Genomic DNA, 23,082 nt, shown 5'->3' with positions numbered 1-23,082 from the left:
GGAGGGGGGAGGGGGAGGGGCCCCCGGGGATCTGGTTGTGGTTCGGGACGGGAAGCGGCAGTACCTGGTGGAGGTGCGGCCCCGGGTGCTTCGGGACTTCGTGGCCGGGGCCTGGTGGCACAGCACCTCGCCGGAGTCGCACTTCACGCGGTCGCTGGTGTGTTCGCGGGTCACCGAGGACGGGGGGCGGATCACGCTCAGTGGGCGCAGCTTTACGGTGACCTCGCCCGGTGGGGAGAAGGAGGTGCGGGAGTTGGGGGCCGACAGTGAGGTGCTTGCCGTTTACCGGGAGCGGTTCGGGGTCGAGTTGGCTGTCGTGCCGAGCGTTCGGGGGGCTGGTGGGGGTGGCTGAGGTGGGGGCGGGGTAGCGGAAAATGGCCTCGTGAGCGATGTGAGACATGTGCTGGTGCTGCCCGACCGTGATGCCGCCGAGGAAGTGGTGGAGGCGTTGCGGGAGCGGTTCGGGCTCGATGAGGAGCCGCAGCTCGTACGGGACGCGCTGGCCGGTGAGGACGATGCGGAGGACGCCCAGTGGCTCGTGGTGCTGCGGGACGAGCGTGGGCGGCTGGATCCGGCGGGGCTGGACGAGTTCGTGGGGGAGTGGGAGGGGTGGCGTGAGGAGCCGTGACCGGTAGTCGTGGTTGAGGGCGGGCCGCGTTGTCAGTGGCTCGTGGGATGCTTTCGGTGATGGCCAAGAAGACCGCACAAGACGACCCTCTCGTCCCCGTCACGCTTGCCGTGGGCCAGGAGGACCTCCTGCTCGACCGTGCCGTGCAGGAGGTGGTGGCCGCCGCCCGGGCCGCCGACGCCGACACGGACGTACGAGACCTGACCTCGGACCAGCTTCAGCCGGGCACGCTGGCCGAGTTGACCAGTCCGTCGCTGTTCGCCGAGCGCAAGGTCGTGGTCGTACGCAACGCGCAGGATCTTTCGGCCGACACGGTCAAGGACGTCAAGGCGTATTTCGGTGCGCCCGCCGAGGAGATCACCCTCGTGCTGCTGCACGCGGGCGGGGTCAAGGGCAAGGGGCTGCTCGACGCGGCGCGCAAGGCGGGGGCGCGGGAGGTGGCGTGCCCCAAGATGACGAAGCCGGCGGACCGGCTGGCCTTCGTGCGGTCGGAGTTCCGGGCGACCGGGAGGTCCGCGACGCCCGAGGCGTGCCAGGCGCTGGTCGACTCCATCGGGAGCGATCTGCGGGAGCTGGCGTCCGCGGTGACCCAGCTGGTCGCGGATGTCGAGGGGACGATCGACGGGGCTGTGGTCGGGCGGTACTACACGGGGCGGGCGGAGGCATCGAGCTTCGAGGTGGCCGACCGGGCTGTCGAGGGGCGGGCAGCTGAGGCGTTGGAGGCGTTGCGGTGGTCGTTGTCCACCGGGGTGGCGCCGGTGTTGATCACCAGTGCGTTGGCGCAGGGGGTGCGGGCGATCGGGAAGTTGTCGTCGGCGCGGGGTGGGCGGCCGGCGGATCTTGCCCGGGAGCTGGGGATGCCGCCGTGGAAGATCGATCGGGTGCGGCAGCAGATGCGGGGGTGGACTCCGGATGGGGTTGCTGTTGCTCTGCGGGCGGTGGCTGAGGCGGATGCGGGGGTCAAGGGGGGCGGGGATGATCCTGAGTACGCGTTGGAGAAGGCTGTTGTGGTGATTGCCCGGGCTGCTCGGTCTCGGGGGTAGGGCGTTTTTTCGCCCCCGCCGCCCTTACCCGTCCCATCCAGACCCCCCTTCGCGCTGAACGCGCTCGTCCTCAAACTCCCCCAGAGGGGGGACCCCCAGACGGGCTGGAGATGCGGGCCGGCGCTCGAAAAGTACCGCCTGGGCTGAAAGCACCGGATATGCCGAAGGCCCCGACAGCTGTCGGGGCCTTCGGGCAACGCGTGTTGCTGTGGTGGCCTCACGCCCGCGTGGCGAACGCAGTCGTGCGTGGGGCCGGAGTGCCGGGTGGGAGCGGATGAGAGGGCCCGCTGGTCCCTCCGGCGGTGGTGCGGTCGTTCAGATCAAAGAACGGGAGGTTCAGCCCTTGAGGGTCGCGACCTTCGAAGCGAGCGCCGACTTCTTGTTGGCGGCCTGGTTCTTGTGGATGACGCCCTTCGAGACGGCCTTGTCGAGCGCACGCGCGGCGGCGCGCTGAGTCTCGGTGGCCTTCTCGACGTCACCCGCGGCAGCGGCCTCGCGGGCCTTGCGGATCGCGGTCTTCAGGGAGGATTTGACGGCCTTGTTGCGCAGCCGGGCCTTCTCGTTGGTCTTGATCCGCTTGATCTGGGACTTGATGTTCGCCACGAATGAGCCTCTACAGGTTCAGGCACGGGGCCGCTCGGGTCCCGTACCGATGATTTCCAGAAGTTCGTGCCTCGTGCTGAGAGGGCATGAGACACAGCTACCCAGGCTACCAGTGGGCGTCCGAGTGGCCCAAACCGGTCCCCGGTCCCGGCCCGTGGGACCATGGAGCCTACGTATCGATCCGACCCGAGACCGCAGACACTGCGGACGCCTCAAGAATCAGGACCCTGCGTGCCCGCGATCCCTAGCCACGTTCCCGAGCCGAGCCGTACCGACCCGGCTCAGCTCCGCAATTTCTGCATCATCGCGCACATCGACCACGGCAAGTCCACGCTCGCCGACCGGATGCTTCAGCTGACCGGCGTCGTCGACCAGCGGCAGATGCGTGCTCAGTACCTCGACCGGATGGACATCGAGCGCGAGCGTGGCATCACGATCAAGTCCCAGGCCGTGCGGCTGCCCTGGGCGCCCACCGAGGACCCGGGCAACACGCACATCCTCAACATGATCGACACCCCGGGGCACGTCGACTTCACCTACGAGGTCTCCCGGTCGCTCGCGGCCTGTGAGGGGACCGTTCTCCTCGTCGACGCCGCCCAGGGCATCGAGGCCCAGACCCTCGCCAACCTGTATCTGGCGATGGAGAACGATCTGAAGATCATTCCGGTGCTCAACAAGATCGACCTGCCGGCCGCCCAGCCCGAGAAGTTCTCCGAGGAACTCGCCAATCTCATCGGCTGCGATCCCGCGGACGTCCTCAAGGTCTCCGCCAAGACCGGGCTGGGCGTCGAGGCGCTGCTCGACAAGGTCGTCGCCGAGGTGCCCGCGCCGGTCGGCGTCCAGAACGCGCCCGCGCGCGCCATGATCTTCGACTCGGTGTACGACTCGTACCGCGGTGTCGTGACGTACGTACGTGTCATCGACGGGCAGCTCAACAAGCGTGAGCGGATCCGGATGATGTCCACGGGCGCGACGCACGAGCTGCTGGAGATCGGGGTCTCCTCGCCGGAGATGAAGGCGGCCGACGGGCTCGGTGTCGGTGAGGTGGGTTATCTCATCACCGGTGTGAAGGACGTGCGGCAGTCCAAGGTCGGTGACACCATCACCACGCTCCACAAGGGGGCGACCGAGGCGCTCGGGGGGTACAAGGACCCCAAGCCCATGGTCTTCTCGGGACTCTATCCGCTGGACGGGTCCGACTACCCCGAACTGCGGGACGCGCTCGACAAGCTTCAGCTCAACGACGCCGCGCTCGTCTACGAGCCGGAGACGTCGGCGGCCCTTGGGTTCGGGTTCCGGGTGGGGTTCCTGGGGCTGCTGCACCTCGATGTCATTCGTGAGCGGCTGGAGCGTGAGTTCGGGCTCGACCTCATCGCCACCGCGCCCAACGTGGTCTATCGCGTGGTGATGGAGGACCGTACCGAGCACACGGTCACCAACCCGAGCGAATTCCCCGAGGGGAAGATCGACGACGTGTACGAGCCTGTCGTACGCGCCACGATTCTCGCGCCCTCCGAGTTCATCGGGTCGATCATGGAGCTGTGCCAGACGCGGCGCGGCACCCTGCTCGGCATGGACTACCTGTCGGAGGACCGGGTCGAGATCCGGTACACCCTGCCGCTCGCGGAGATCGTTTTCGACTTCTTCGACCAGTTGAAGTCCAAGACCCGGGGTTACGCCTCCCTGGACTACGAGCCCACCGGCGAGCAGGCCTCCAGCCTGGTCAAGGTCGACATTCTGCTGCACGGCGACAAGGTCGACGCGTTCTCGGCGGTCACGCACAAGGACGCGGCGTACGCGTACGGGGTGCGGCTTGTCGCGAAGCTGCGTGAGTTGATTCCGCGGCAGGCCTTCGAGGTGCCCATCCAGGCCGCCATCGGGTCGCGGGTCATCGCCCGTGAGACCATCCGCGCGATTCGTAAGGACGTTCTCGCCAAGTGTTACGGCGGTGACATCTCGCGTAAGCGGAAGCTGCTGGAGAAGCAGAAGGAGGGCAAGAAGCGGATGAAGATGGTGGGCTCTGTGGAGGTTCCGCAGGAGGCCTTCATCGCCGTCTTGTCGAGCGACGACAACGCCGGGTCGGGCAAGGGCAAGAAGTAGCCGACGCCTGCTCGTGGGAGTCGGGAGAACGGGGGCTCGTCGCGTACGGACGCGGTGGGCCCCCTTCGTGTACGTGCCATCGGTTCTGTAGGAAGCGAACAGGTGCCCGCCGGTGAAAGTGACAGGCCGTCGCCCCTTACGCGCTGGCCGGTCGCGCTTTAGTCTGATCTCCACTCGGTAGTTACTCGCGAGTTAAACAACAAGTCGTAATGAGCCAGCCGCCGCACTGCCGCGGGTCCCGGAGGATGTCGTGAGCGACACACAGACCTTGATCGAGAACCGTCCGCCGTCCGTGGCGGGCCTTTTCCTGGATCGCGTGGCCGCCACGCCGGACGCCGAGGCATACCGCTACCCGGTGCCCCCGGCCGCCGGTGAGGGCCCGGACGACTGGAAGTCGCTGACCTGGGCGCAGTCCGCCGAACGCGTGTTCGCCATCGCCGCCGGGCTCATCGAACTGGGCGTACAGCCGGAGCAGCGCGTCGCGCTCGCCTCCGCCACCCGCGTCGAGTGGATCCTCGGCGACCTGGGCATCATGTGCGCCGGCGCTGCCACGACCACGGTGTACCCGCAGACCAACGCCGACGAGTCGGCCTTCATCCTCGCCGACTCGGCGAGCCGCGTGCTGATCGCCGAGGACGCGACCCAGCTCGCCAAGGTGCAGGAGAAGCGCGCCGACCTGCCCGAACTCACCCATGTCGTGGTCATCGACCCGGCCGGGGTGGAGAGCGGCGAGGGCGTACTGACGCTCGCCGAGCTGGAGCAGCGCGGTGCCGCGTACCTGGAGAAGAACCCGGACCTGATCAAGGAGCGGGTCGGGGCGATCACCAAGGACCAGCTCGCCACCCTCATCTACACCTCCGGCACCACCGGCCGCCCCAAGGGTGTCCGGCTGCCGCACGACAACTGGTCGTACATGGCGAAGGCGATCGCCGCGACCGGGCTGGTCGGTGCGGACGACGTCCAGTACCTGTGGCTGCCGCTCGCGCACGTGTTCGGCAAGGTGCTGACCTCCGGCCAGATCGAGGTCGGGCACGTCACCGCCGTCGACGGCCGCGTCGACAAGATCATCGAGAACCTGCCGGTCGTGCGGCCGACGTACATGGCCGCCGTGCCGCGCATCTTCGAGAAGGTCTACAACGGGGTCGCCGCCAAGGCACGCGCCGGTGGCGGCGCCAAGTACAAGATCTTCCAGTGGGCCTCCGGGGTGGCCCGCGAGTATGCCAAGGCCACCCAGGACAACTTCCGCCGCACCGGCACCGCCTCCGCGCCCTTCGCCCTCTCCGCGAAGCACAAGGTCGCCGACGCGCTGGTCTTCGCCAAGATCCGCGAGGCGTTCGGCGGCAACCTGCGCGCCTGTGTCTCCGGGTCGGCGGCCCTCGCCCCCGACATCGGCTTCTTCTTCTCCGGCGCGGGCATCCACGTCCTGGAGGGCTACGGCCTCACCGAGTCCTCCGCGGCCTCCTTCGTCAACCCCGGCGAGGCGTACCGCACCGGCACGGTCGGCAAGCCGCTGCCCGGCACGGAGGTGCGGATCGCGGACGACGGCGAGATCCTGCTGCGCGGGCCCGGCATCATGGAGGGCTACCACGGGCTGCCCGAGAAGACCGCCGAGGTGCTGGAGTCCGACGGCTGGCTCCACACCGGTGACATCGGGGAGCTGTCCCCGGACGGCTATCTGCGGATCACCGACCGCAAGAAGGACCTGATCAAGACGTCCGGCGGCAAGTACATCTCGCCGGCCGAGGTGGAGGGGCAGTTCAAGGCGGTCTGCCCGTACGTCTCCAACATCCTCGTGCACGGGGCTGATCGGAACTTCTGCACGGCGCTCATCGCCCTGGATGAGCTGTCCATTCTTGGCTGGGCGAAGGACAACGGCCTCGACGGCAAGTCGTACGCGGAGGTCGTGGCCGCGCCGGGGACGGTGGCGCTCGTCGAGGGGTACGTCACGGAGCTGAACGCGGGGCTGCAGCGGTGGCAGACCATCAAGAAGTTCCGGTTGCTGCCTCGGGATCTCGATGTGGAGCACGGTGAGATCACGCCGAGTCTGAAGTTGAAGCGGCCGGTTGTCGAGCGGGAGTACAAGCACCTGATCGATGAGATGTATGTGGGGGCTCGGGAGGCCTAAGTGGGTGGGTGGTGGGGGGCTGTGTGGCGGGTGCGGCGTGCGCTGTGGCCTGTCGCGCAGTTCCCCGCGCCCCTGAGGTCAGGACTCGCGGCCCCTGCTTGCCAGTTGACGTAGGGCTTGCACCCGCGAGATCAGCTTCGCCGTGTCCGGCGGAGTCTCCCCGGACAGTTGGCGTTCCAACTCCGCCAATCCCGCGCTGATCTGGCCGTACTCCGCCTGCTCCCTGCTCAGCATGCGCTCCAGTTGCTGGTTCTTTCGGTGCAGGTCCAGGAAGACCGAGACCTTCGCGCGTAGTACCCAGGGGTCGAACGGCTTGGTCAAGTAGTCGGCCGCGCCTGTCGCGTAGCCGCGGAAGGCGTAGCCGGCGTCCGAGTCCGTGCCGGTCAGGAAGATGATCGGGATGTCCTTCGTCTGGTCCAGGCGCTTGATGTTGGCGGCCGTCTCGAAGCCGTCCATGCCCGGCATCCGGATGTCCAGGAGGACGACCGCGAAGCGGTGGCGGAGCAGGGCCTTCATCGCCTCCTCGCCCGAACGGGCGCGCACCAGCGGCTCGTTGAGGGAGGCCAGCACCGCCTCCAGGGCGATCAGGTTGTCCTCCATGTCGTCGACCAGGAGGATGCCGGCGCGTTCGTCTGTGGTGTCCTCAGCGCTCATGGTGGCTGTGCCTCACTCGGTCGCCGTCTTGTCCAGTGCCTCGCCGTTGGGGTGCTCGGGGTCCAGAAGTGCGCAGACCACGGTCAGCAGTTGGTCGACATCGACGGGCTTGGGTACGTAGTCGTTGGCGCCGCGCGCGATCGACTTCTCGCGGTCGCCGGGCATCGCCTTGGCGGTGAGGGCGACGATGGGCAGGTCCGTCCAGCGCGGGGTGCGGCGGATGGCGGAGATCGTCTCGTAGCCGTCCATCTCCGGCATCATGATGTCCATCAGTACGAGTTCGACGTCCGGGTTGCGCTCCAGTGTCTCTATGCCCTCGCGGCCGTTCTCCGCGTACAGCACCGGCATCCCGACCCGCCCCAGCACATGGGTGAGCGCGAAGACGTTGCGGATGTCGTCGTCGACGATCAACACCCGGCGTCCGGGCAGGACTTGGCCCGCCCGGCCCACCTTCCACGCCTCCAGCTTGGTCGGCGCGGGCCACGAGTCGTCCGTGTCGTGGACGGTGTAGGGCTCGGTGGACAACTGCTCGGGCAGCGCCAGTTGGTGCTCCTGCGGGGCGCTCCCGCTCGGCGTGTGACCGGGGCTCACGACAGGCACGTACAGCGTGAAGGTCGAGCCCTTGGTCGGCACGCTCTCGGCGACGATCCTGCCGCCGAGCAGGCCCGCGATCTCCCGGCTGATGGACAGCCCGAGGCCCGTGCCGCCGTACTTGCGGTTCGTCGTGCCGTCGGCCTGCTGGAACGCCTCGAAGATCACCGGGAGTTTCTCGGCGGCGATCCCGATGCCCGTGTCGGAGACGGCGAACGAGATCACGTCGTCGCTGTTCTCGCGGGTGTAGAGGTGATCGGGGTCGGTGATCCGGCTGACCCGCAGCTCCACCCGCCCGGTCGCGGTGAACTTGATCGCGTTGGACAGGAGGTTGCGCAGGATCTGCTGGAGGCGCTGCTCGTCCGAGTACATCTCGCGCGGTACGTCGTCGCCGACCGTCACCTCGAACGACAGCCCCCGGTCCAGGGTGAGCGGGCGGAAGGTGGCGTGGACGTAGTCCAGCAGCTTGATCAGCGGCAGCCTCTTCGGGCGTACGTCCATCCGGCCGGCCTCGATCTTCGACAGGTCGAGGATGTCGTTGATCAGCTGGAGGAGGTCCGAGCCCGAGCGGTGGATCGTCGTCGCGAACTGCACCTCCTGGTCGGAGAGATGGCGGTCCGGGTTGTCGGAGAGCAGCCGGGCCAGGATGAGGAGCGAGTTGAGGGGCGTGCGGAGTTCGTGGGACATGTTCGCCAGGAATTCTGATTTGTACTGGCTCGATGTCGCCAACAGGGCCGCCTTCTCCTCCAGTTCCGCGTTCGAGCGCTGCAACTCCGCCTGCTGCTTCTGGAGTTCGTCCGAGCGTTCCTGGAGCTGCATGGCGAGCCGCTGGGACTCGCCGAGCAGGGACTCCGTACGGGAGTTGGCGATGATCGTGTTGATCGCGACGCCGATCGTGTTCACGAACTGGTCGAAGAACGCCAGATGGACGTCCGAGAAGCGGGAGAACGAGGCCAGTTCGATCACGCCGAGCAGCTTGTCCTCGAAGAGGATGGGGATGATCACGACGCTCGCCGGGGCGGCTTCCCCCAGCCCGCTGTTGATCTTGATGTAGTCCGGCGGGGCCTCCTCCACCAGGATGCGCTTCTTCTCGCGCGCCGCCTGACGGACCAGGCCGTGCACCGGCATCCCGCCCGTGTCGACCGTCGCGCCCTGCGCCGCGCCGTACCCGGCGATGAACGCCAGTCCCTTCGCCGGGACCGGCGCGCGCAGCGAAGCGCTGTCCTCGTCCGGGTCGGCCAGGAAGAAGGCGCCGTACTGCGCGTTCACCAGCGGGGTCAGCTCGCGCAGGATCAGGTCGGCGACCTCCATCAGGTCCCGGTGGCCCTGCATCAGGGCGGCCAGGCGGGCCAGGTTCGACTCCAGCCAGTCCTTCGCGCGGGTCGTCTCGCGGAGGTTGGCCACCATCAGGTTGATGTTGTCCTTCAGCTCGGCGACCTCGCCGCGCGTCTCCACCGAGATGGAACGGGACATGTCTCCCTGGGCCACCGCCGAGGCCACTTCGGCGATCGCGCGGACCTGCGTGGTCAGGTTGAGCGCCAACTCGTTCACGTTCGTCGTGAGGCGCTTCCAGGTGCCGTAGACGCCCTCGACCCTTGCCTGGCCGCCGAGTTGGCCGTCGATGCCGACCTCGCGGGCCACCCGGGTGACCTCGGAGGAGAAGGAGGACAGCGTGTCCACCATCGTGTTGATGGTCGTCTTCAGTTCGAGGATCTCGCCCCGGGCGTCCACGTCGATCTTCTTCGACAGGTCGCCCTGCGCCACCGCCGTCGCCACCTGGGCGATGTTCCTGACCTGCGAAGTCAGGTTGTCCGCCATGTAGTTGACGTTGTCGGTCAGATCCCGCCAGACCCCCGACACGCCCAACACCTGTGCCCGGCCGCCGAGTCGGCCGTCGGTGCCGACCTCGCGGGCCACGCGGGTGACCTCGTCGGCGAAGGCGCGCAGCTGCTCCACCATCGTGTTGACGGTGTCCTTCAGTTCGAGGATCTCGCCGCGCGCGTCGACCGTGATCTTCTTCGACAGGTCGCCGTTCGCGACCGCCGTGGTCACCTGGGCGATGTTCCGCACCTGTGAAGTCAGGTTCAGGGCCATGAAGTTGACGTTGTCCGTCAGGTCCTTCCAGACGCCTGACACACCTCTCACCTGGGCCTGCCCGCCGAGGTTGCCCTCCGTGCCGACCTCGCGGGCCACCCGCGTGACTTCGTCGGCGAAGGCGGAGAGCTGGTCGACCATCGTGTTGATCGTCGACTTCAGTTCGAGGATCTCGCCCTTCGCCTCCACCGTGATCTTCTTGCCGAGGTCGCCCTGGGCGACGGCCGTGGAGACGAGCGCGATGTTCCTGACCTGCGAAGTCAGGTTGTCCGCCATGAAGTTGACGTTGTCCGTCAAGTCCTTCCAGACGCCTGACACACCTCGCACCTGGGCGCGTCCGCCGAGGTTGCCCTCCGTGCCGACCTCGCGGGCCACGCGCGTGACCTCGTCGGCGAACGCGGAGAGCTGGTCGACCATGGTGTTGATCGTCGACTTGAGTTCGAGGATCTCGCCCTGCGCGTCGACCGTGATCTTCTGGCTCAGGTCGCCGTTCGCCACGGCCGTCGTCACCTGGGCGATGTTGCGGACCTGCGAAGTCAGGTTCGACGCCATGAAGTTGACGTTGTCGGTCAGGTCCTTCCAGACACCCGACACCCCCCGCACCTGGGCCCGGCCGCCCAACTGCCCCTCCGTGCCCACCTCGCGGGCCACCCGCGTGACTTCGTCGGCGAACGCGGAGAGCTGGTCGACCATCGTGTTGACGGTCAGCTTCAGTTCGAGGAGTTCGCCGGTCGCCTCGACCGTCACCGTGCGGGTCAGATCGCCCCGGGCCACCGCGGTCGTCACCAGGGCGATGTCACGGACCTGGGCGGTCAGCCGGGCCGCCATCGTGTTGACCGCTTCGGTCACATCCCGCCAACTGCCCGACAGACCCTGCACCTTGGCGCGACCGCCGAGCCGCCCCTCCGTACCGACCTCGCGCGCGACCCGGGTCACCTCGCCGGTGAACAGCGACAACTGGTCGACCATCTTGTTCACGGCCCGGCCGAGCCTGCGCAGATCGCCGCGCAACTGCCGGTTCCCGTCGTGCAGATCGACCCGCTGGGTCAGATCGCCGCCGGCCACCGCGTCCAGGACGCGCGTCGCGTTCGCCGCCGGGGCCACCAGGGCGTCCAGCAGGCCGTTCACGTCGTTGACGCGGGACGTCCAGTGGCCCTGGCCGGGGCTCGCGGAGAGCCGCTCGTCCAGGCGGCCGTGCCGGATCAGGTCCCGACGTACGCGCTGTACCTCGGAGTTGAAGTGCAGATTGCGGTCCATGATCTGGTTGAACGCGGAGCTGAGTTCCGCCACCAGGCCGTGGCCGGTTTCCGGCACCTTCGCGAAGTCGCCGTCACGGGCGGCGGTCATCGCGGCGAGCAGCGGGCGCAGATCTGATGCCCGAATCTGATCGGATGCCGGAATCTGTCCGTCTTCGAGCACATGCGTAGCACTGTTCTCACTCATGGTGGCCCACTTCGGTGACTCGGCGCTTATGGGCGTGGCCAGTCTGTCACTCTGTCCGCGTCCACCGAGGTGTATTCGTCCGAACTGCTGGGGGCTGTCGATGGGGGCCATTCCGACGCAACGGGAGACCGCGTCCCGTGCGCCCTCCCGCGCGTCCGGTGCCCCCGCACGCCGGGGTGCGGACCGGCGCGCGGTCACCCACGCCACGCTCGGCGGCGGCCCCCTGGCACCCGGCGCGGCCCGTGGCCTCGTACGCGCGGCCCTCGCCGAATGGGCCCGGCTCGGCCTGCCCGGCGCCGATTCGCTGCCCGAACGGCTGGTCGACGACACCATGGTGGTCGTCAGCGAACTCGTCACCAACGCCGTCGTCCACGCGGGAACGGACGTGGAGCTGGCGTGCCGGCTGGAGGCCCCCGAGACACCGGAGGAGCGGGAGGAGTGGGAGGAGGGAGAGGAGGGGGGCGTAGAGGGGGAAGGGGCCGGGGAGGAGGAAGCGGGAGCCGGTGTCGCGCTCGTCGTCGAGGTGTCCGACCACCATCCCTCCCGCGCGCCCCGGGACGCCGGTGCCGAACTCCCGTACGACATACCGGAGTACGGGCGTGGCCTCCGCCTCGTCTCCGTACTCTCCGAGGCCTGGGGCGTCACCTACCGCACCGGCACCAAGACCGTCTGGGCGCGGCTCCCGGCGGCGGCCGTCGCGGTCGACGACGAGGTGGGGGCGTACGCCGGCGCGCACACCCTCGGGCCCGGGCTGCGGGTCGCCGAGATCCTCGCCCCCGAGCCGCAGCGCGGCGCACGTGACCAGGAGTGGCTCAATCACGGCGCCCTCTCCTTCCTCGCCGAGGCCTCCGACCTGCTCGCCGGACAGCTCGACGAGAACCTCGTCGCCGCGCTCACCGGACAGCTCCTCGTGCCGCGCCTCGCCGACTGGTGCGCGGTGTGGCTGGAGGACGAGTCGATGGGGCGCGGAGGCGGTGGCGGCGGCGGGAGCTGGGGCGACGGGGGTTCGGGTGGTGACCTGAGCGGGGGAGGCGGCTGGATCGGAGGGACCGGGGGAAGTTGGGGAAGCGGCGGGATCGGCGGAAGCGGCGGGTACGGGCCGCGGCTGGCGCGGGTCTGGCACAGCAGTGAGGACCGGATCGAGGAGCTGAGGCGGGCCCTGGAGAAGGACCCGCCGCGTCCGCCCGACACCACCAGGACCGGGCCGGTGCCCGTGCGCTGGCCCGGCGAGGCGGTCGGCGGGCGCGGGGAGACCGGCTCCGCGCTCGCCTACCGGCTGGTCGCGGGCGGCCGGCCGCTCGGCACGCTGGTCATCGGGCGGGCCGGGATGATCCGCTTCCCCGACGAGGTCACCGGCCTGGTCGAGGACCTCGGCCGCCGTGTCGCGCTCGCCATCGGCGCCGCCCGCCAGTACGCCCGCCAGGCCACCATCAGCCGTATCCTCCAGCGCGGCCTGCTGCCCGGCGCGGTCGCCGAGATACCCGGCGTGAGCAGTGCTCTCGTCTACGAGCCCTGCGACAAGGGCGGCCCCAGCGGCGACTTCTACGACCTCTTCCCGGCCGGCGCCGGCCGCTGGTGCTTCGCCGTCGGCGACGTCCAGGGCAAGGGGCCGGAGGCGGCCGTGGTGATCGGGCTGGCCCGGCCCTGGTTGCGGCTGCTGGCCCGCGAGGGATACCGGGTCGCGGACGTCCTCGACCGGCTCAACCAGCTGCTGCTCGACGACGCGACGGAGACGGCGGACGCGGCGGCCCGGGCACTGGTCGCGGGCGACGGACGGCCCGCCGTGCCGACGGTGCCGACCGCCGGATCGGTGGGTTCGGCCGTCGTCTCGGCGGTCGCCGCCGTGCCCGCCGCGATCCGGCCGGGCGACGGGCCGCAGACCCGCTTCCTCTCCCTCCTCTACGGCGAACTCGTACCCTTCGACGGAGGCGTGCGCTGTACCCTCGCCTCGGCCGGGCATCCGCTGCCGCTGGTGCTCCGGGCGGGCGGCGAGGTCCGTACGGTCGCCGAGCCGCAGACCCTGCTCGGGGTCGTCGAGGACGAGACGTACACGAGCGAGAGCTTCGAGCTGCGGACCGGCGACAGCCTGCTGTGCGTCACCGACGGGGTCACCGAGCGGCGCTGCGGGCCCCGCCAGTTCGACGACGGCGACGGGCTGGCGAGCGCCCTCGCGGACTGCGCCGGGCTGAGCGCCGAGCTGATCGCGGAACGCATCCGCCGACTCGTGCACGAGTTCGGGGAGAAGCCGCCGGAGGACGATCTGGCGCTGCTGGTGCTGCAGACCGAATGAGGGCGGGAGCGGGTACACGGGCGGGCACGGGGCGGCGCGTCCTGGCCGTGCTGGACAATGGAAGGCATGCCCTCCGCACTTCCCGACGGTGACCCCGTCCCCGACGACGGCTCCCTGCCCGCCTCCGCGCTCGCCGGCGCCGTGGACCGGCCCCTCGGGTTCTATCTCCACGTCCCGTACTGCGCGACCCGCTGCGGCTACTGCGACTTCAACACCTACACGGCGACCGAGCTGCGCGGCACGGGCGGTGTCCTGGCCTCCCGCGACAACTACGCGTACACCCTGATCGACGAGGTACGGCTGGCCCGCAAGGTGCTCGGCGACGACCCGCGGCCCGTCCGTACGGTGTTCGTCGGCGGCGGTACGCCCACGCTGCTGGCCGCCGACGATCTCGTACGGATGCTGCGGGCGATCCGGGACGAGTTCGGCCTGGCGGACGACGCGGAAGTGACCACGGAGGCGAATCCGGAGTCCGTGGACGAGCGGTATCTGGCCACTCTGCGCGCGGGGGGTTTCAACCGGATCTCGTTCGGGATGCAGAGCGCGAAACAGCATGTGCTGAAGGTGCTGGACCGTACGCACACGCCCGGGCGCCCCGAGGCGTGCGTCGCGGAGGCGCGGACGGTGGGCTTCGAGCACGTCAACCTCGACCTGATCTACGGCACCCCCGGCGAGACCGACGACGACTGGCGGGCCTCGCTGGACGCGGTGCTGGGGGCCGGGCCGGACCACGTGAGCGCGTACGCGCTGATCGTGGAGGAGGGTACGCAGCTGGCGCGGCGGATCCGCCGGGGCGAGGTGCCGATGACGGACGACGACGTCCACGCGGATCGGTACCTGATCGCCGACGAGGTGCTGGGGGCGGCCGGATTCGACTGGTACGAGGTCTCGAACTGGGCCACGTCGGAGGCGGCCCGGTGCCTGCACAACGAGCTGTACTGGCGCGGCGCCGACTGGTGGGGCGCCGGACCGGGCGCCCACTCGCACGTGGGCGGCGTCCGGTGGTGGAACGTGAAGCACCCCGGGGCGTACGCCGGGGCGCTGGCGGCGGGGCGGTCGCCGGGGGCGGGACGGGAACTCCTCACGGACGAGGACCGGCGGGTGGAGCGGATCCTGCTGGAGCTGAGGTTGCGGGAGGGGGTGCCGTTGGCGCTCCTGCGGGAGGAGGGGCTCGCCGCGGCCGGCCGCGCGCTGGGGGAGGGGCTGCTGGAGGGGGCGCCGTACGCGGCGGGGGTGGCTGCGTTGACGTTGCGGGGGCGGTTGCTGGCGGATGCGGTGGTGCGGGACCTGGTGGACTGAAGAACAGTTCCTCGCCCCCGCCGCCCCTACCCGTCCCATCCCTGGGGGCTGCGCCCCCAGACCCCCCTTGTCCTCAAACGCCGGACGGGCTGAAAAACCAAGCGCTGGCCGGCACCCCCAGCCCGTCCGGCGTTTGAGGACGAGCGCGTTCAGCGCGATACGGGGGTTCGGGGGCGGAGCCCCCGAAGGATGGGACGGGTAGGGGCGGCGGGGGCGAAGGAAAAAGTCCCCGCGACTACTCCGGTGCCGTCACGAAATCGATCAGTTCCTCCACGCGGCCCAGCAGCTCCGGCTCCAGGTCCCGGTACGAACCCACCCGCTTCAGGATCGCCCGCCACACCGCCCCCGTGTTCTCCGGCCACCCCAGCTCCCTGCACACCCCCGTCTTCCAGTCCTGCCCGTGCGGGATCCGGGGCCACCCGGGGATCCCCAGCGACGCCGGCTTCACCGCCTCCCACACGTCGATGTACGGGTGCCCCACCACCAGCGCGTGTTCGCTCGTCACCGACTGTGCGATCCGGAACTCCTTCGTGCCCGGCACCAGGTGGTCGACCAGGATGCCCAGGCGGGCGTCCGGGCCCGGGGCGAACTCGTTCACGATCGCCGGGAGGTCGTCGATGCCCTCCAGGTACTCGACGACCACGCCCTCGACCCGCAGGTCGTCCCCCCACACCTTCTCGACCAGTTCGGCGTCGTGCCGGCCCTCCACGTAGATGCGCCCGGCGCGAGCCACGCGCGCGCGTGCGCCGGGCACGGCCACCGAACCGGAGGCGGTACGGGTGGGACGTACCGACGCAGCCGCCGAGGCCGGGACCAGCGTCACCACCCTGCCCTCCAGCAGGAACCCCCGGGGCTCCAGCGGGAACACCCGGAGTTTGCCGAAGCGGTCCTCCAGGGTGACCGTGCCCGCCTCGCAGCGGATCACCGCGCCGCAGAACCCCGTACCCGGCTCCTCGACCACCAGGCCGGGTTCGGCCGGTACCTGCGGTACGGGCTTGGGCTTCTTCCACGGCGGGGTCAGGTCCGGAGAGTACTGGCGCATTCGGATGACGATAGGAGAACCTCTCCCGCCGTCACTCCACCGGTCACCGCGACACGCCGAAACGGCTTGCCAGGGCGTCCCGTTGGGCCCGTACGAACGCCGCGTCCACCACCGCTCCGTGACCGGGCACGTACAGCGCGTCCTCGCCGCCCAGGGCCAGCAGACGGTCCAGGGCGGCGGGCCAGTGCGACGGTACGGCGTCGGGGCCCGCCTGGGGCTCGCCCGACTCCTCGACCAGGTCACCGCAGAACACGACGGTCGGCTCGCCCGGTACGACGGCCACCAGGTCGCCCCGGGTGTGCCCCGGACCGGCGTTCACCAGATGGACCTCCCCGGGGCCGTCGGCCGTCCCGGGAGCCGGAGTGAGCGGGGCGAGGGGGAGGGCCAGGGAGAGGGTGCGGGAGGTGCTGAGCAGCTCGTGCGGGACGACCAGGGTGTCCGCCGCCTCCTCCGCCGCACCGGCGTCCAGACCGTTGCGTACCGCGTCCGCGCACAACGCCTCGCGCCCCACTTGCCCGAATTCGTCCCCCACCCCCTCCGCCGCCACGACATGCGCACCCGCGAACACCGCCGCACCGAAAACATGGTCGAAATGGGCGTGCGTCAGTGCGAGGAGATCCACCCGGCGGCCGGCCAGTTTCCGGGCCTCCAGCCGGAGCGCCGAGCCCTCCCGCAGGCTCGACCCCGCGTCGACCAGCAGCGCGCCGCCCGCCCCGACGACCAGCCCCACGGTGCAGTCCCACACCGGCAGCCGACGCCTGCCCACCCCGGCCGCCAGCCGCTCCCAGCCCAGGTCGTCCCACCGCGGCTCTTCCCAAGTCACCGTCATACGGCGACGCTAGCTGGGCAGGGGTGGGGGAGGGGGAAGTGACCGACCAGGGTGGGTTGCTGCGAACATGACATCGCATGACAGGTCGGCATACGTCGGCAGGTCGCCACGGGCCGCCCTTGCCGGGGGCGTACCCGACAGCCGTACACTGGGCCGGGGAACTCTGGCACTCGGACACGAAGAGTGCCAGGGAAGGCCAAGGCACACAGGCGGGGCGCTCGGTCAAGGCACTCTGGTGACGACAGCGGTGGGAGGTGCGCGCGATGCTCAGTGAACGCAGGCTCGAAGTGCTGCGCGCCATCGTCCAGGACTATGTCGGCACCGAGGAACCGGTCGGTTCCAAGGCGCTCACCGAGCGGCACAACCTCGGGGTCTCCCCGGCGACCGTCCGCAACGACATGGCCGCGCTGGAGGACGAGGGCTTCATCGCCCAGCCGCACACCAGCGCCGGGCGCATCCCGACCGAGAAGGGCTACCGGCTCTTCGTCGACCGGCTCGCGGGCGTCAAGCCGATGACCGCTCCCGAGCGGCGTGCCATCCAGAACTTCCTGGACGGCGCCGTCGACCTCGACGACGTCGTCGGGCGGACCGTCCGGCTGCTCGCGCAGCTCACCCGGCAGGTCGCCGTCGTGCAGTACCCCTCGCTGACCCGGTCCACCGTGCGGCATGTGGAACTGCTCTCGCTCGCTCCCGCGCGCGTGATGCTCGTGCTGATCACGGACACCGGCCGGGTCGAGCAGCGGATGATCGACTGCCCGGCGCCCTTCGGGGAGACCTCTCTGGCGGATCTACGCGCGCGGCTCAACAGCCGGGTCGCGGGCCGCCGCTTCGCGGACGTGCCGCAACTGGTGCAGGACCTCCCGGAAGCCTTCGAGGCGGAGGACCGGGGCACGGTCGCGACGGTGCTCTCCACCCTCCTGGAGACGCTCGTCGAGGAGGCCGAGGAGCGGCTGATGATCGGCGGAACCGCCAATCTGACCCGCTTCGGACATGACTTTCCCCTCACTATCCGACCCGTGCTCGAAGCCCTGGAGGAACAGGTCGTACTTCTCAAACTCCTTGGTGAGGCCGGGGATTCGAGCATGACCGTACGAATCGGTCACGAGAACAAATACGAGGGACTCAACTCCACGTCAGTCGTGTCGGTCGGCTACGGTTCGGGCGGCGAGGCAGTGGCCAAGCTCGGCGTGGTCGGACCGACCCGCATGGATTACCCGGGAACGATGGGAGCGGTACGCGCAGTGGCACGGTACGTCGGACAGATCCTGGCGGAGTCGTAAGTGGCCACGGACTACTACGCCGTACTCGGCGTGCGCCGCGACGCGTCCCAGGACGAGATCAAGAAGGCGTTCAGGAGGCTCGCCCGCGAGCTGCACCCGGACGTCAACCCCGATCCGAAGACGCAGGAGCGGTTCAAGGAGATCAACGCCGCGTACGAGGTGTTGTCGGACCCGCAGAAGAAGCAGGTCTACGACCTCGGCGGCGACCCCCTGTCCCAGGCGGGCGGAGGCGCGGGCGGCTTCGGCGCCGGTGGCTTCGGCAACTTCTCGGACATCATGGACGCGTTCTTCGGAACGGCGTCCCAGCGCGGACCGAGGTCGCGCACGCGGCGCGGCCAGGACGCGATGATCCGGCTCGACATCGAGCTGGACGAGGCCGCCTTCGGCACGACGAAGGACATCCAGGTCGACACGGCCGTGGTGTGCGGGACGTGCAGCGGCGAGGGCGCGGCGCCCGGGACCTCCGCCCAGACCTGCGACATGTGTCGCGGGCGTGGCGAGGTGTCGCAGGTGACGCGGTCCTTCCTGGGCCAGGTCATGACGTCCAGGCCCTGTCCGCAGTGCCAGGGGTTCGGGACCGTCGTACCGACGCCGTGCCCCGAGTGCGCGGGCGACGGGCGGGTGCGGTCGCGCCGGACGCTCACCGTGAAGATCCCCGCGGGTGTCGACAACGGTACGAGGATCCAGCTCGCCGGTGAGGGTGAGGTGGGGCCGGGTGGCGGCCCCGCCGGTGACCTGTACGTCGAGATCCACGAGCTGCCGCACTCGCAGTTCCAGCGCCGTGGGGACGACCTGCACTGCACGGTGACGCTGCCGATGACGGCGGCGTCCCTGGGCACGAAGGTGCCGCTGGAGACGCTGGACGGCCTGGAGGAGGTCGACATCCGCCCGGGCACCCAGTCCGGCCAGTCGATCCCCCTGCACGGGCGGGGTGTCACGCACCTCCGGGGCGGGGGCCGAGGCGACCTGATCGTGCACGTGGAGGTCATGACGCCCACGAAGCTGGACCCCGAGCAGGAGCGGTTGCTGAGGGAACTGGCGAAACTGCGGGGCGAGGAACGGCCCACGGGGCAGTTCCAGCCCGGGCAGCAGGGGTTGTTCTCGCGGTTGAAGGACGCGTTCAACGGACGCTGAGGGGTGGGGCAGGGGGCTTTTTCCTCGCCCCCGCCGCCCCTACCCGTTCCCATCCCTGGGGGCTGCCGCCCCCAGACCCCCGCTGTCGCGCTGGACGCGCTCGTCCTCAAACGCCGGACGGGCTGAGGGGTGCCGACCTGCGCTGCAAATGGTGCCGGCCGGCGCTTGGGTTTTCAGCCCGTCCGGCGTTTGAGGACGAGGCCGTCCAGGCCGATTTTCCCCGCCCACCCACCCCTGCTTACCCACCCACCCCAGGCCCGCCACCCTCCAGCCCAGGCCCGCACCCCCAGCCCGTCCGGCGTTTGAGGACAAGCGGGGGGTCCGGGGGCGGCAGCCCCCAGGGATGGGACGGGTAGGGGCGGCGGGGGCGAGGAAGATGCCTGTGGGCTGATTCGGACTTGTGCTGAGGACGTGACAACATGCCGTCATGTCCTCCGCGCTGACCGATCTCCTCGCACACCCGATCGTGCAGGCCCCCATGGCAGGCGGCGTCTCCCTCCCCCAACTCGCCGCCGCAGTCGCCGACGCGGGCGCGCTCGGGTTCCTCGCCGCCGGGTACAAGACCGCGGACGGGATGTACCAGGAGATCAAGACGCTGCGGGGGATCACCAAGCGCCCCTTCGGCGTGAACCTCTTCATGCCGCAGCCCGAGTACGCCGACCCCGCCGCCGTCGAGGTCTACGCACACCAGCTCGCAGGCGAGGTCACCTGGTACGACACCGGGCTGGGCGACCCGGACAGCGGTCGCGACGACGGCTACGACGCCAAGCTCGCCGTACTCCTCGACAACCCCGTCCCGGTCGTCTCCTTCCACTTCGGCGTGCCGAGCCCGGACGTACTGGACTCCCTCCGCCGCGCGGGCACCCTCACCCTCGTCACCGCCACCACCGCCGAGGAAGCCCTCGCGGTGCAGCGCGCCGGTGCCGACGGCGTGATCGTCCAGGGCGCCGAGGCCGGCGGGCATCAGGGCACCCACCGGGACAACCCCGAGACCGACGGGGCGGCCATCGGGCTGCTCTCCCTGCTCGCCCAGGTACGCGAGAGCGTCGACCTGCCGCTCGTCGCCGCCGGCGGCATCATGCGCGGCAGCCAGATCGCCGCCGTCCTCGCCGCGGGCGCCTGCGCCGCCCAGCTCGGCACCGCCTTCCTCGCCACCCCGGAATCCGGCGCCCACGCCCTCCACAAGGAGGCGCTGACCAACCCCCTCTTCGTCCGTACGGAGCTGACGCGCGCGTTCTCCGGCCGCCCCGCCCGGGGCCTGGTGAACCGTTTCGTGCGCGAGCACGGCCCGTACGCCCCCGCCGCCTATCCCGAGGTCCACCACCTCACCTCCCCCCTCCGCAAGAAGGCCGCTGCGTCCGGCGACGCCCAGGGCATGGCCCTGTGGGCGGGGCAAGGGCACCGCATGGCCCGTGCGCTGCCCGCCGGTGAACTGGTGGCCCTGCTGGCCGACGAGATCGCCGCGGCCCGGGCCGCGCTGCCGGACGGGGGCGAGCAGGCGTGACCGCGCCCGTCTTCGTCGTCGAGGAGCTGCCCGACGTACGGCAGTTCCTCCTCGACGGTCCCGAAGGCCGGCACGCCGTCTCCGTGAAGCGGCTGCGCGCCGGCGAGGCCGTCGTCCTCACCGACGGGGCCGGACGCTGGGCCGAGGGCGAGGTCGTCGCGGCCGAGGGCAAGGACCGACTCACCCTGCGACTCGGGCCGGTGGTCGAGGAGGCCCCGCAGTCGCCCCGTATCACCGTCGTCCAGGCACTTCCCAAGGGCGACCGGGGCGAGCTGGCCGTCGAGACGATGACCGAGACCGGGGTCGACGCCATCGTGCCGTGGGCCGCCGCCCGGTGTGTCACCCAGTGGCGCGGCGACCGCGGGCTGAAGGCGCTCGCCAAGTGGCGGGCCACCGCCCGGGAGTCGGGCAAGCAGTCCCGCCGGGTGCGCTTCCCGGAGGTCGCGGAAGCCGCAACGAGCAAGCAGGTGGCCGCACTTCTCGCCGCCGCCGACTTCGCCGCCGTACTGCACGAGGACCGCGACTACGGCAGCGCGGCGCTCGCCACCGCCGAACTGCCCGCCTCCGGCGAGATCGTGCTCGTCGTCGGACCCGAAGGGGGCGTCTCCCCCGAGGAGTTGGCCCTGTTCGAGGAGGCGGGGGCGAAGGCGTACCGGCTCGGGGCGAGTGTGCTGCGCACCTCCACCGCCGGTACGGCGGCGACGGCCCTGCTGCTCGGCCGCACCGGTCGCTGGTCCTGACTCGCGCCTCCCGTCTCCTGTCCGTTTACGGTCTTCCGTGTCCGGCGGGACGGTGGCAGGCTGCCGTCCATGGGGCCTTTGAGGCGGAGTTGGCATCGGCCGCGCGGGCACCGCAGGGCGGTCGCGGTGGCCGGACTCGTGGTGGCCGGTGTGAGCGGTGTCGTCGCCTGTGATCCCGGTGGGCTGACCTCGGCCACCGTGTCCCTCACCACCGACCAGACCGCGACGAAGGAACTGGAGCGGCGGAACGTCGACGTCCAGTGGCTCACCTGCACGGCCTCCGTGGACGGCGGCAACAGGGCCTCCGCGTCCGGGAGTTCACCCTCCGCCAGTGTGAACACCGTCGCGAGCGTCGACTGCCAGGGCGAGACCGGGGACGGCAAGGACATCACCGTCACCGGCAAGGTCACACGGGCCGTCGACGGCAGGTGCGTACGCGGGGACGTCACCGCCAAGGTCGACGGCAGGCAGGTGTTCCGCGTCACCGGCCTCGGCGACTGCGACGCGCCCACCACACCGACGTACAGGCCGCCGGGCGACGGACAGCCCGGCCCGACCGTGACCGTCACCGTGACGAAGACCCTCTGGTGCAAGGAGGATCCGAAGTGCTGGCCCGTCGAGGGCAAGTGACGATCCCGCGAGGGTGAGGGTCTGGAGCTGTTGCCGTTGGAATGCCTTCGAGAACGTTCTGGTGAGCGGGAGTGAGGGCTGCTGGTCTGCGTTGTGTCGCGTATCTCGGCCATGGGGCCGGTTCTCAGTGGGGAACTGACGTTCTTTCATCGAATGCGTGACCTTCATGGGTCGTGCTCGTTTCCTATGGCGACAGGGTTCTTCGGGTGGAGCCGGGCGGGGGTGACGGGGTGAGTGAGCTGAGGAGCATCCGTTCGCCGTTCGTCGCGTCCGGTTCGTCTGGTGTGGCTGTGCGTACCCGCCTCAGGGACCTGTCGCCGGGTGATGAGAAGATGCTGCGTCTGGTGGGGGCGCATCTGGGGTCGTTGGCGTCGAAGGACCTCAAGGCGCGCTGCCGGGACGGCCTGGAGCATTCCGGTGAAGCGTGGTCGGTGCGTAAGCGGGAGCTGACGCCGTTGTCGTCGTCGAGGTGGGCCGGGTCGATCACCAAAGCCACGCACGACCAGTGGGCGCTGGCCCGCCGCTGCCAGCTGGCGCACGTCCAGAACCTAGAAGCAGGGGTGCGCACCATCGAGGACCGGCTGGCCCAGCCGGTCGGGCAGAAGGGGACGAGGAAGGCGCCCGGGGGTTATCGGTCCCGGCGGGAGTGGCATGCGAAGTCCCGCCGGTTGCGGGTGCTTGAGGACCGGCTGGCTGGCGCGCGGGCCGACCGCGAGGCCGGCATCGTGCGCGTCGTGCGGGGCGGCAAGCGGCTGGCCCGCACCCGGCATCATCTGGATGCCGCCCGGCTGACCGAGTCGCAGTGGCGCAGGTGTTGGGAGGCGGAGCGCTGGTTCTGCCAAGCGGACGGTGAGTCAGGCAAGCGCTACGGCAACGAGACCATCCGCGTGAGCCCGGATGGTGAGGTGAGCCTCAAACTCCCCGCGCCGCTCGCGCATCTGGCGAACGCCCCGCACGGCCGGTACGTGCTGGCCTGCCGGGTCGCGTTCGCGCACCGGGGCACCGAGTGGGCCGACCGCGTCGCGGCCAACCGGGCCGTGGCCTACCGCATCC

The 23,082-nt window shown here is 70.2% G+C and carries 17 protein-coding genes and 1 pseudogene; 13 read left to right on the top strand and 5 right to left on the bottom strand.

The annotated features are described in order from the left end of the window. The 3 genes from CW359_RS43635 to holA all read left to right on the top strand — a co-directional run. Positions 1–352: arylamine N-acetyltransferase (locus CW359_RS43635; RefSeq protein WP_198655603.1), on the top strand; the 352-nt coding region annotated here is incomplete at its 5' end. A 30-nt stretch (positions 353–382) separates the two neighbouring features. Further along, positions 383–628, top strand: a complete 246-nt coding sequence (locus CW359_RS43630) for a hypothetical protein (protein WP_105975819.1) — start codon at positions 383–385, stop codon at positions 626–628. A 59-nt stretch (positions 629–687) separates the two neighbouring features. Beyond that, positions 688–1,671: a DNA polymerase III subunit delta gene (gene holA, locus CW359_RS43625; RefSeq protein ID WP_198655602.1), complete on the top strand. Its 984-nt coding sequence runs from the start codon at positions 688–690 to the stop codon at positions 1,669–1,671. A gap of 336 nt (positions 1,672–2,007) precedes the next feature. On the opposite strand, the gene rpsT is transcribed toward holA, so the two are convergent. Then, positions 2,008–2,274: a 30S ribosomal protein S20 gene (rpsT, locus tag CW359_RS43620; protein ID WP_105975817.1), complete on the bottom strand. Its 267-nt coding sequence runs from the start codon at positions 2,272–2,274 to the stop codon at positions 2,008–2,010. A gap of 231 nt (positions 2,275–2,505) precedes the next feature. Between rpsT and lepA the strand changes: the two genes are divergently transcribed. Together lepA and CW359_RS43605 are read left to right on the top strand one after the other, a co-directional pair. Then, a complete protein-coding gene (gene lepA, locus CW359_RS43610; RefSeq protein ID WP_105975816.1) occupies positions 2,506–4,374 on the top strand; it encodes a translation elongation factor 4 in 1,869 nt (622 codons plus the stop codon). A 250-nt stretch (positions 4,375–4,624) separates the two neighbouring features. Further along, on the top strand, positions 4,625–6,499 hold the full coding sequence (locus CW359_RS43605) for an AMP-dependent synthetase/ligase (RefSeq protein WP_105975815.1): 1,875 nt from the start codon (positions 4,625–4,627) through the stop codon (positions 6,497–6,499). A gap of 78 nt (positions 6,500–6,577) precedes the next feature. Here CW359_RS43605 and CW359_RS43600 read toward each other — a convergent pair whose 3' ends face one another. Continuing rightward, complete coding sequence (locus CW359_RS43600; RefSeq protein WP_105975814.1) at positions 6,578–7,153, bottom strand: response regulator; 576 nt, start codon at positions 7,151–7,153, stop codon at positions 6,578–6,580. A 12-nt stretch (positions 7,154–7,165) separates the two neighbouring features. Further along, the gene (locus tag CW359_RS43595) at positions 7,166–11,281 is read right to left on the bottom strand and encodes a HAMP domain-containing protein (RefSeq protein ID WP_198655601.1); all 4,116 of its coding nucleotides are present in this window, start codon (positions 11,279–11,281) and stop codon (positions 7,166–7,168) included. 100 nt (positions 11,282–11,381) lie between these two features. Here CW359_RS43595 and CW359_RS43590 point away from each other — a divergent pair, with 100 nt between their 5' ends. Both CW359_RS43590 and hemW read left to right on the top strand, forming a co-directional pair. Continuing rightward, positions 11,382–13,571, top strand: coding sequence for an ATP-binding SpoIIE family protein phosphatase (locus CW359_RS43590; RefSeq protein WP_105975813.1), 2,190 nt, complete (start codon positions 11,382–11,384; stop codon positions 13,569–13,571). Positions 13,572–13,637: 66 nt separating this feature from the next. Further along, positions 13,638–14,870, top strand: a complete 1,233-nt coding sequence (hemW, locus tag CW359_RS43585) for a radical SAM family heme chaperone HemW (RefSeq protein ID WP_105975812.1) — start codon at positions 13,638–13,640, stop codon at positions 14,868–14,870. Between the two features lie 235 nt (positions 14,871–15,105). Here hemW and CW359_RS43580 read toward each other — a convergent pair whose 3' ends face one another. Next, entirely contained in the window at positions 15,106–15,912 is an 807-nt protein-coding gene (locus CW359_RS43580) for a DUF3097 domain-containing protein (RefSeq protein WP_105975811.1), read from the bottom strand. Between the two features lie 43 nt (positions 15,913–15,955). Further along, entirely contained in the window at positions 15,956–16,741 is a 786-nt protein-coding gene (locus tag CW359_RS43575) for an MBL fold metallo-hydrolase (protein ID WP_105975810.1), read from the bottom strand. Between the two features lie 263 nt (positions 16,742–17,004). Between CW359_RS43575 and hrcA the strand changes: the two genes are divergently transcribed. The 6 genes and pseudogenes from hrcA to CW359_RS43540 form a co-directional block, all read left to right on the top strand. After that, a complete protein-coding gene (hrcA, locus tag CW359_RS43570; protein WP_055524761.1) occupies positions 17,005–18,021 on the top strand; it encodes a heat-inducible transcriptional repressor HrcA in 1,017 nt (338 codons plus the stop codon). Further along, a complete protein-coding gene (dnaJ, locus tag CW359_RS43565) occupies positions 18,022–19,155 on the top strand; it encodes a molecular chaperone DnaJ (RefSeq protein WP_105975809.1) in 1,134 nt (377 codons plus the stop codon). Between the two features lie 427 nt (positions 19,156–19,582). Beyond that, on the top strand, positions 19,583–20,659 hold the full coding sequence (locus tag CW359_RS43555; protein WP_105975808.1) for a nitronate monooxygenase: 1,077 nt from the start codon (positions 19,583–19,585) through the stop codon (positions 20,657–20,659). Beyond that, positions 20,656–21,399 (top strand): 16S rRNA (uracil(1498)-N(3))-methyltransferase, encoded by a 744-nt coding sequence (locus tag CW359_RS43550; RefSeq protein ID WP_105975807.1) that lies wholly within the window; start codon positions 20,656–20,658, stop codon positions 21,397–21,399. Before CW359_RS43555 ends, CW359_RS43550 begins: the two co-directional genes overlap by 4 nt. A gap of 69 nt (positions 21,400–21,468) precedes the next feature. Beyond that, entirely contained in the window at positions 21,469–22,029 is a 561-nt protein-coding gene (locus tag CW359_RS43545; protein ID WP_198655600.1) for a hypothetical protein, read from the top strand. Between the two features lie 332 nt (positions 22,030–22,361). Then, a pseudogene (locus tag CW359_RS43540) lies at positions 22,362–23,082 on the top strand (IS200/IS605 family accessory protein TnpB-related protein); the annotation flags it as partial.

The sequence above is a fragment of the Streptomyces geranii genome, from assembly GCF_002954775.1.
Taxonomy (GTDB): domain Bacteria; phylum Actinomycetota; class Actinomycetes; order Streptomycetales; family Streptomycetaceae; genus Streptomyces; species Streptomyces geranii.
This window is presented reverse-complemented; position numbering and strand designations above follow the sequence as displayed.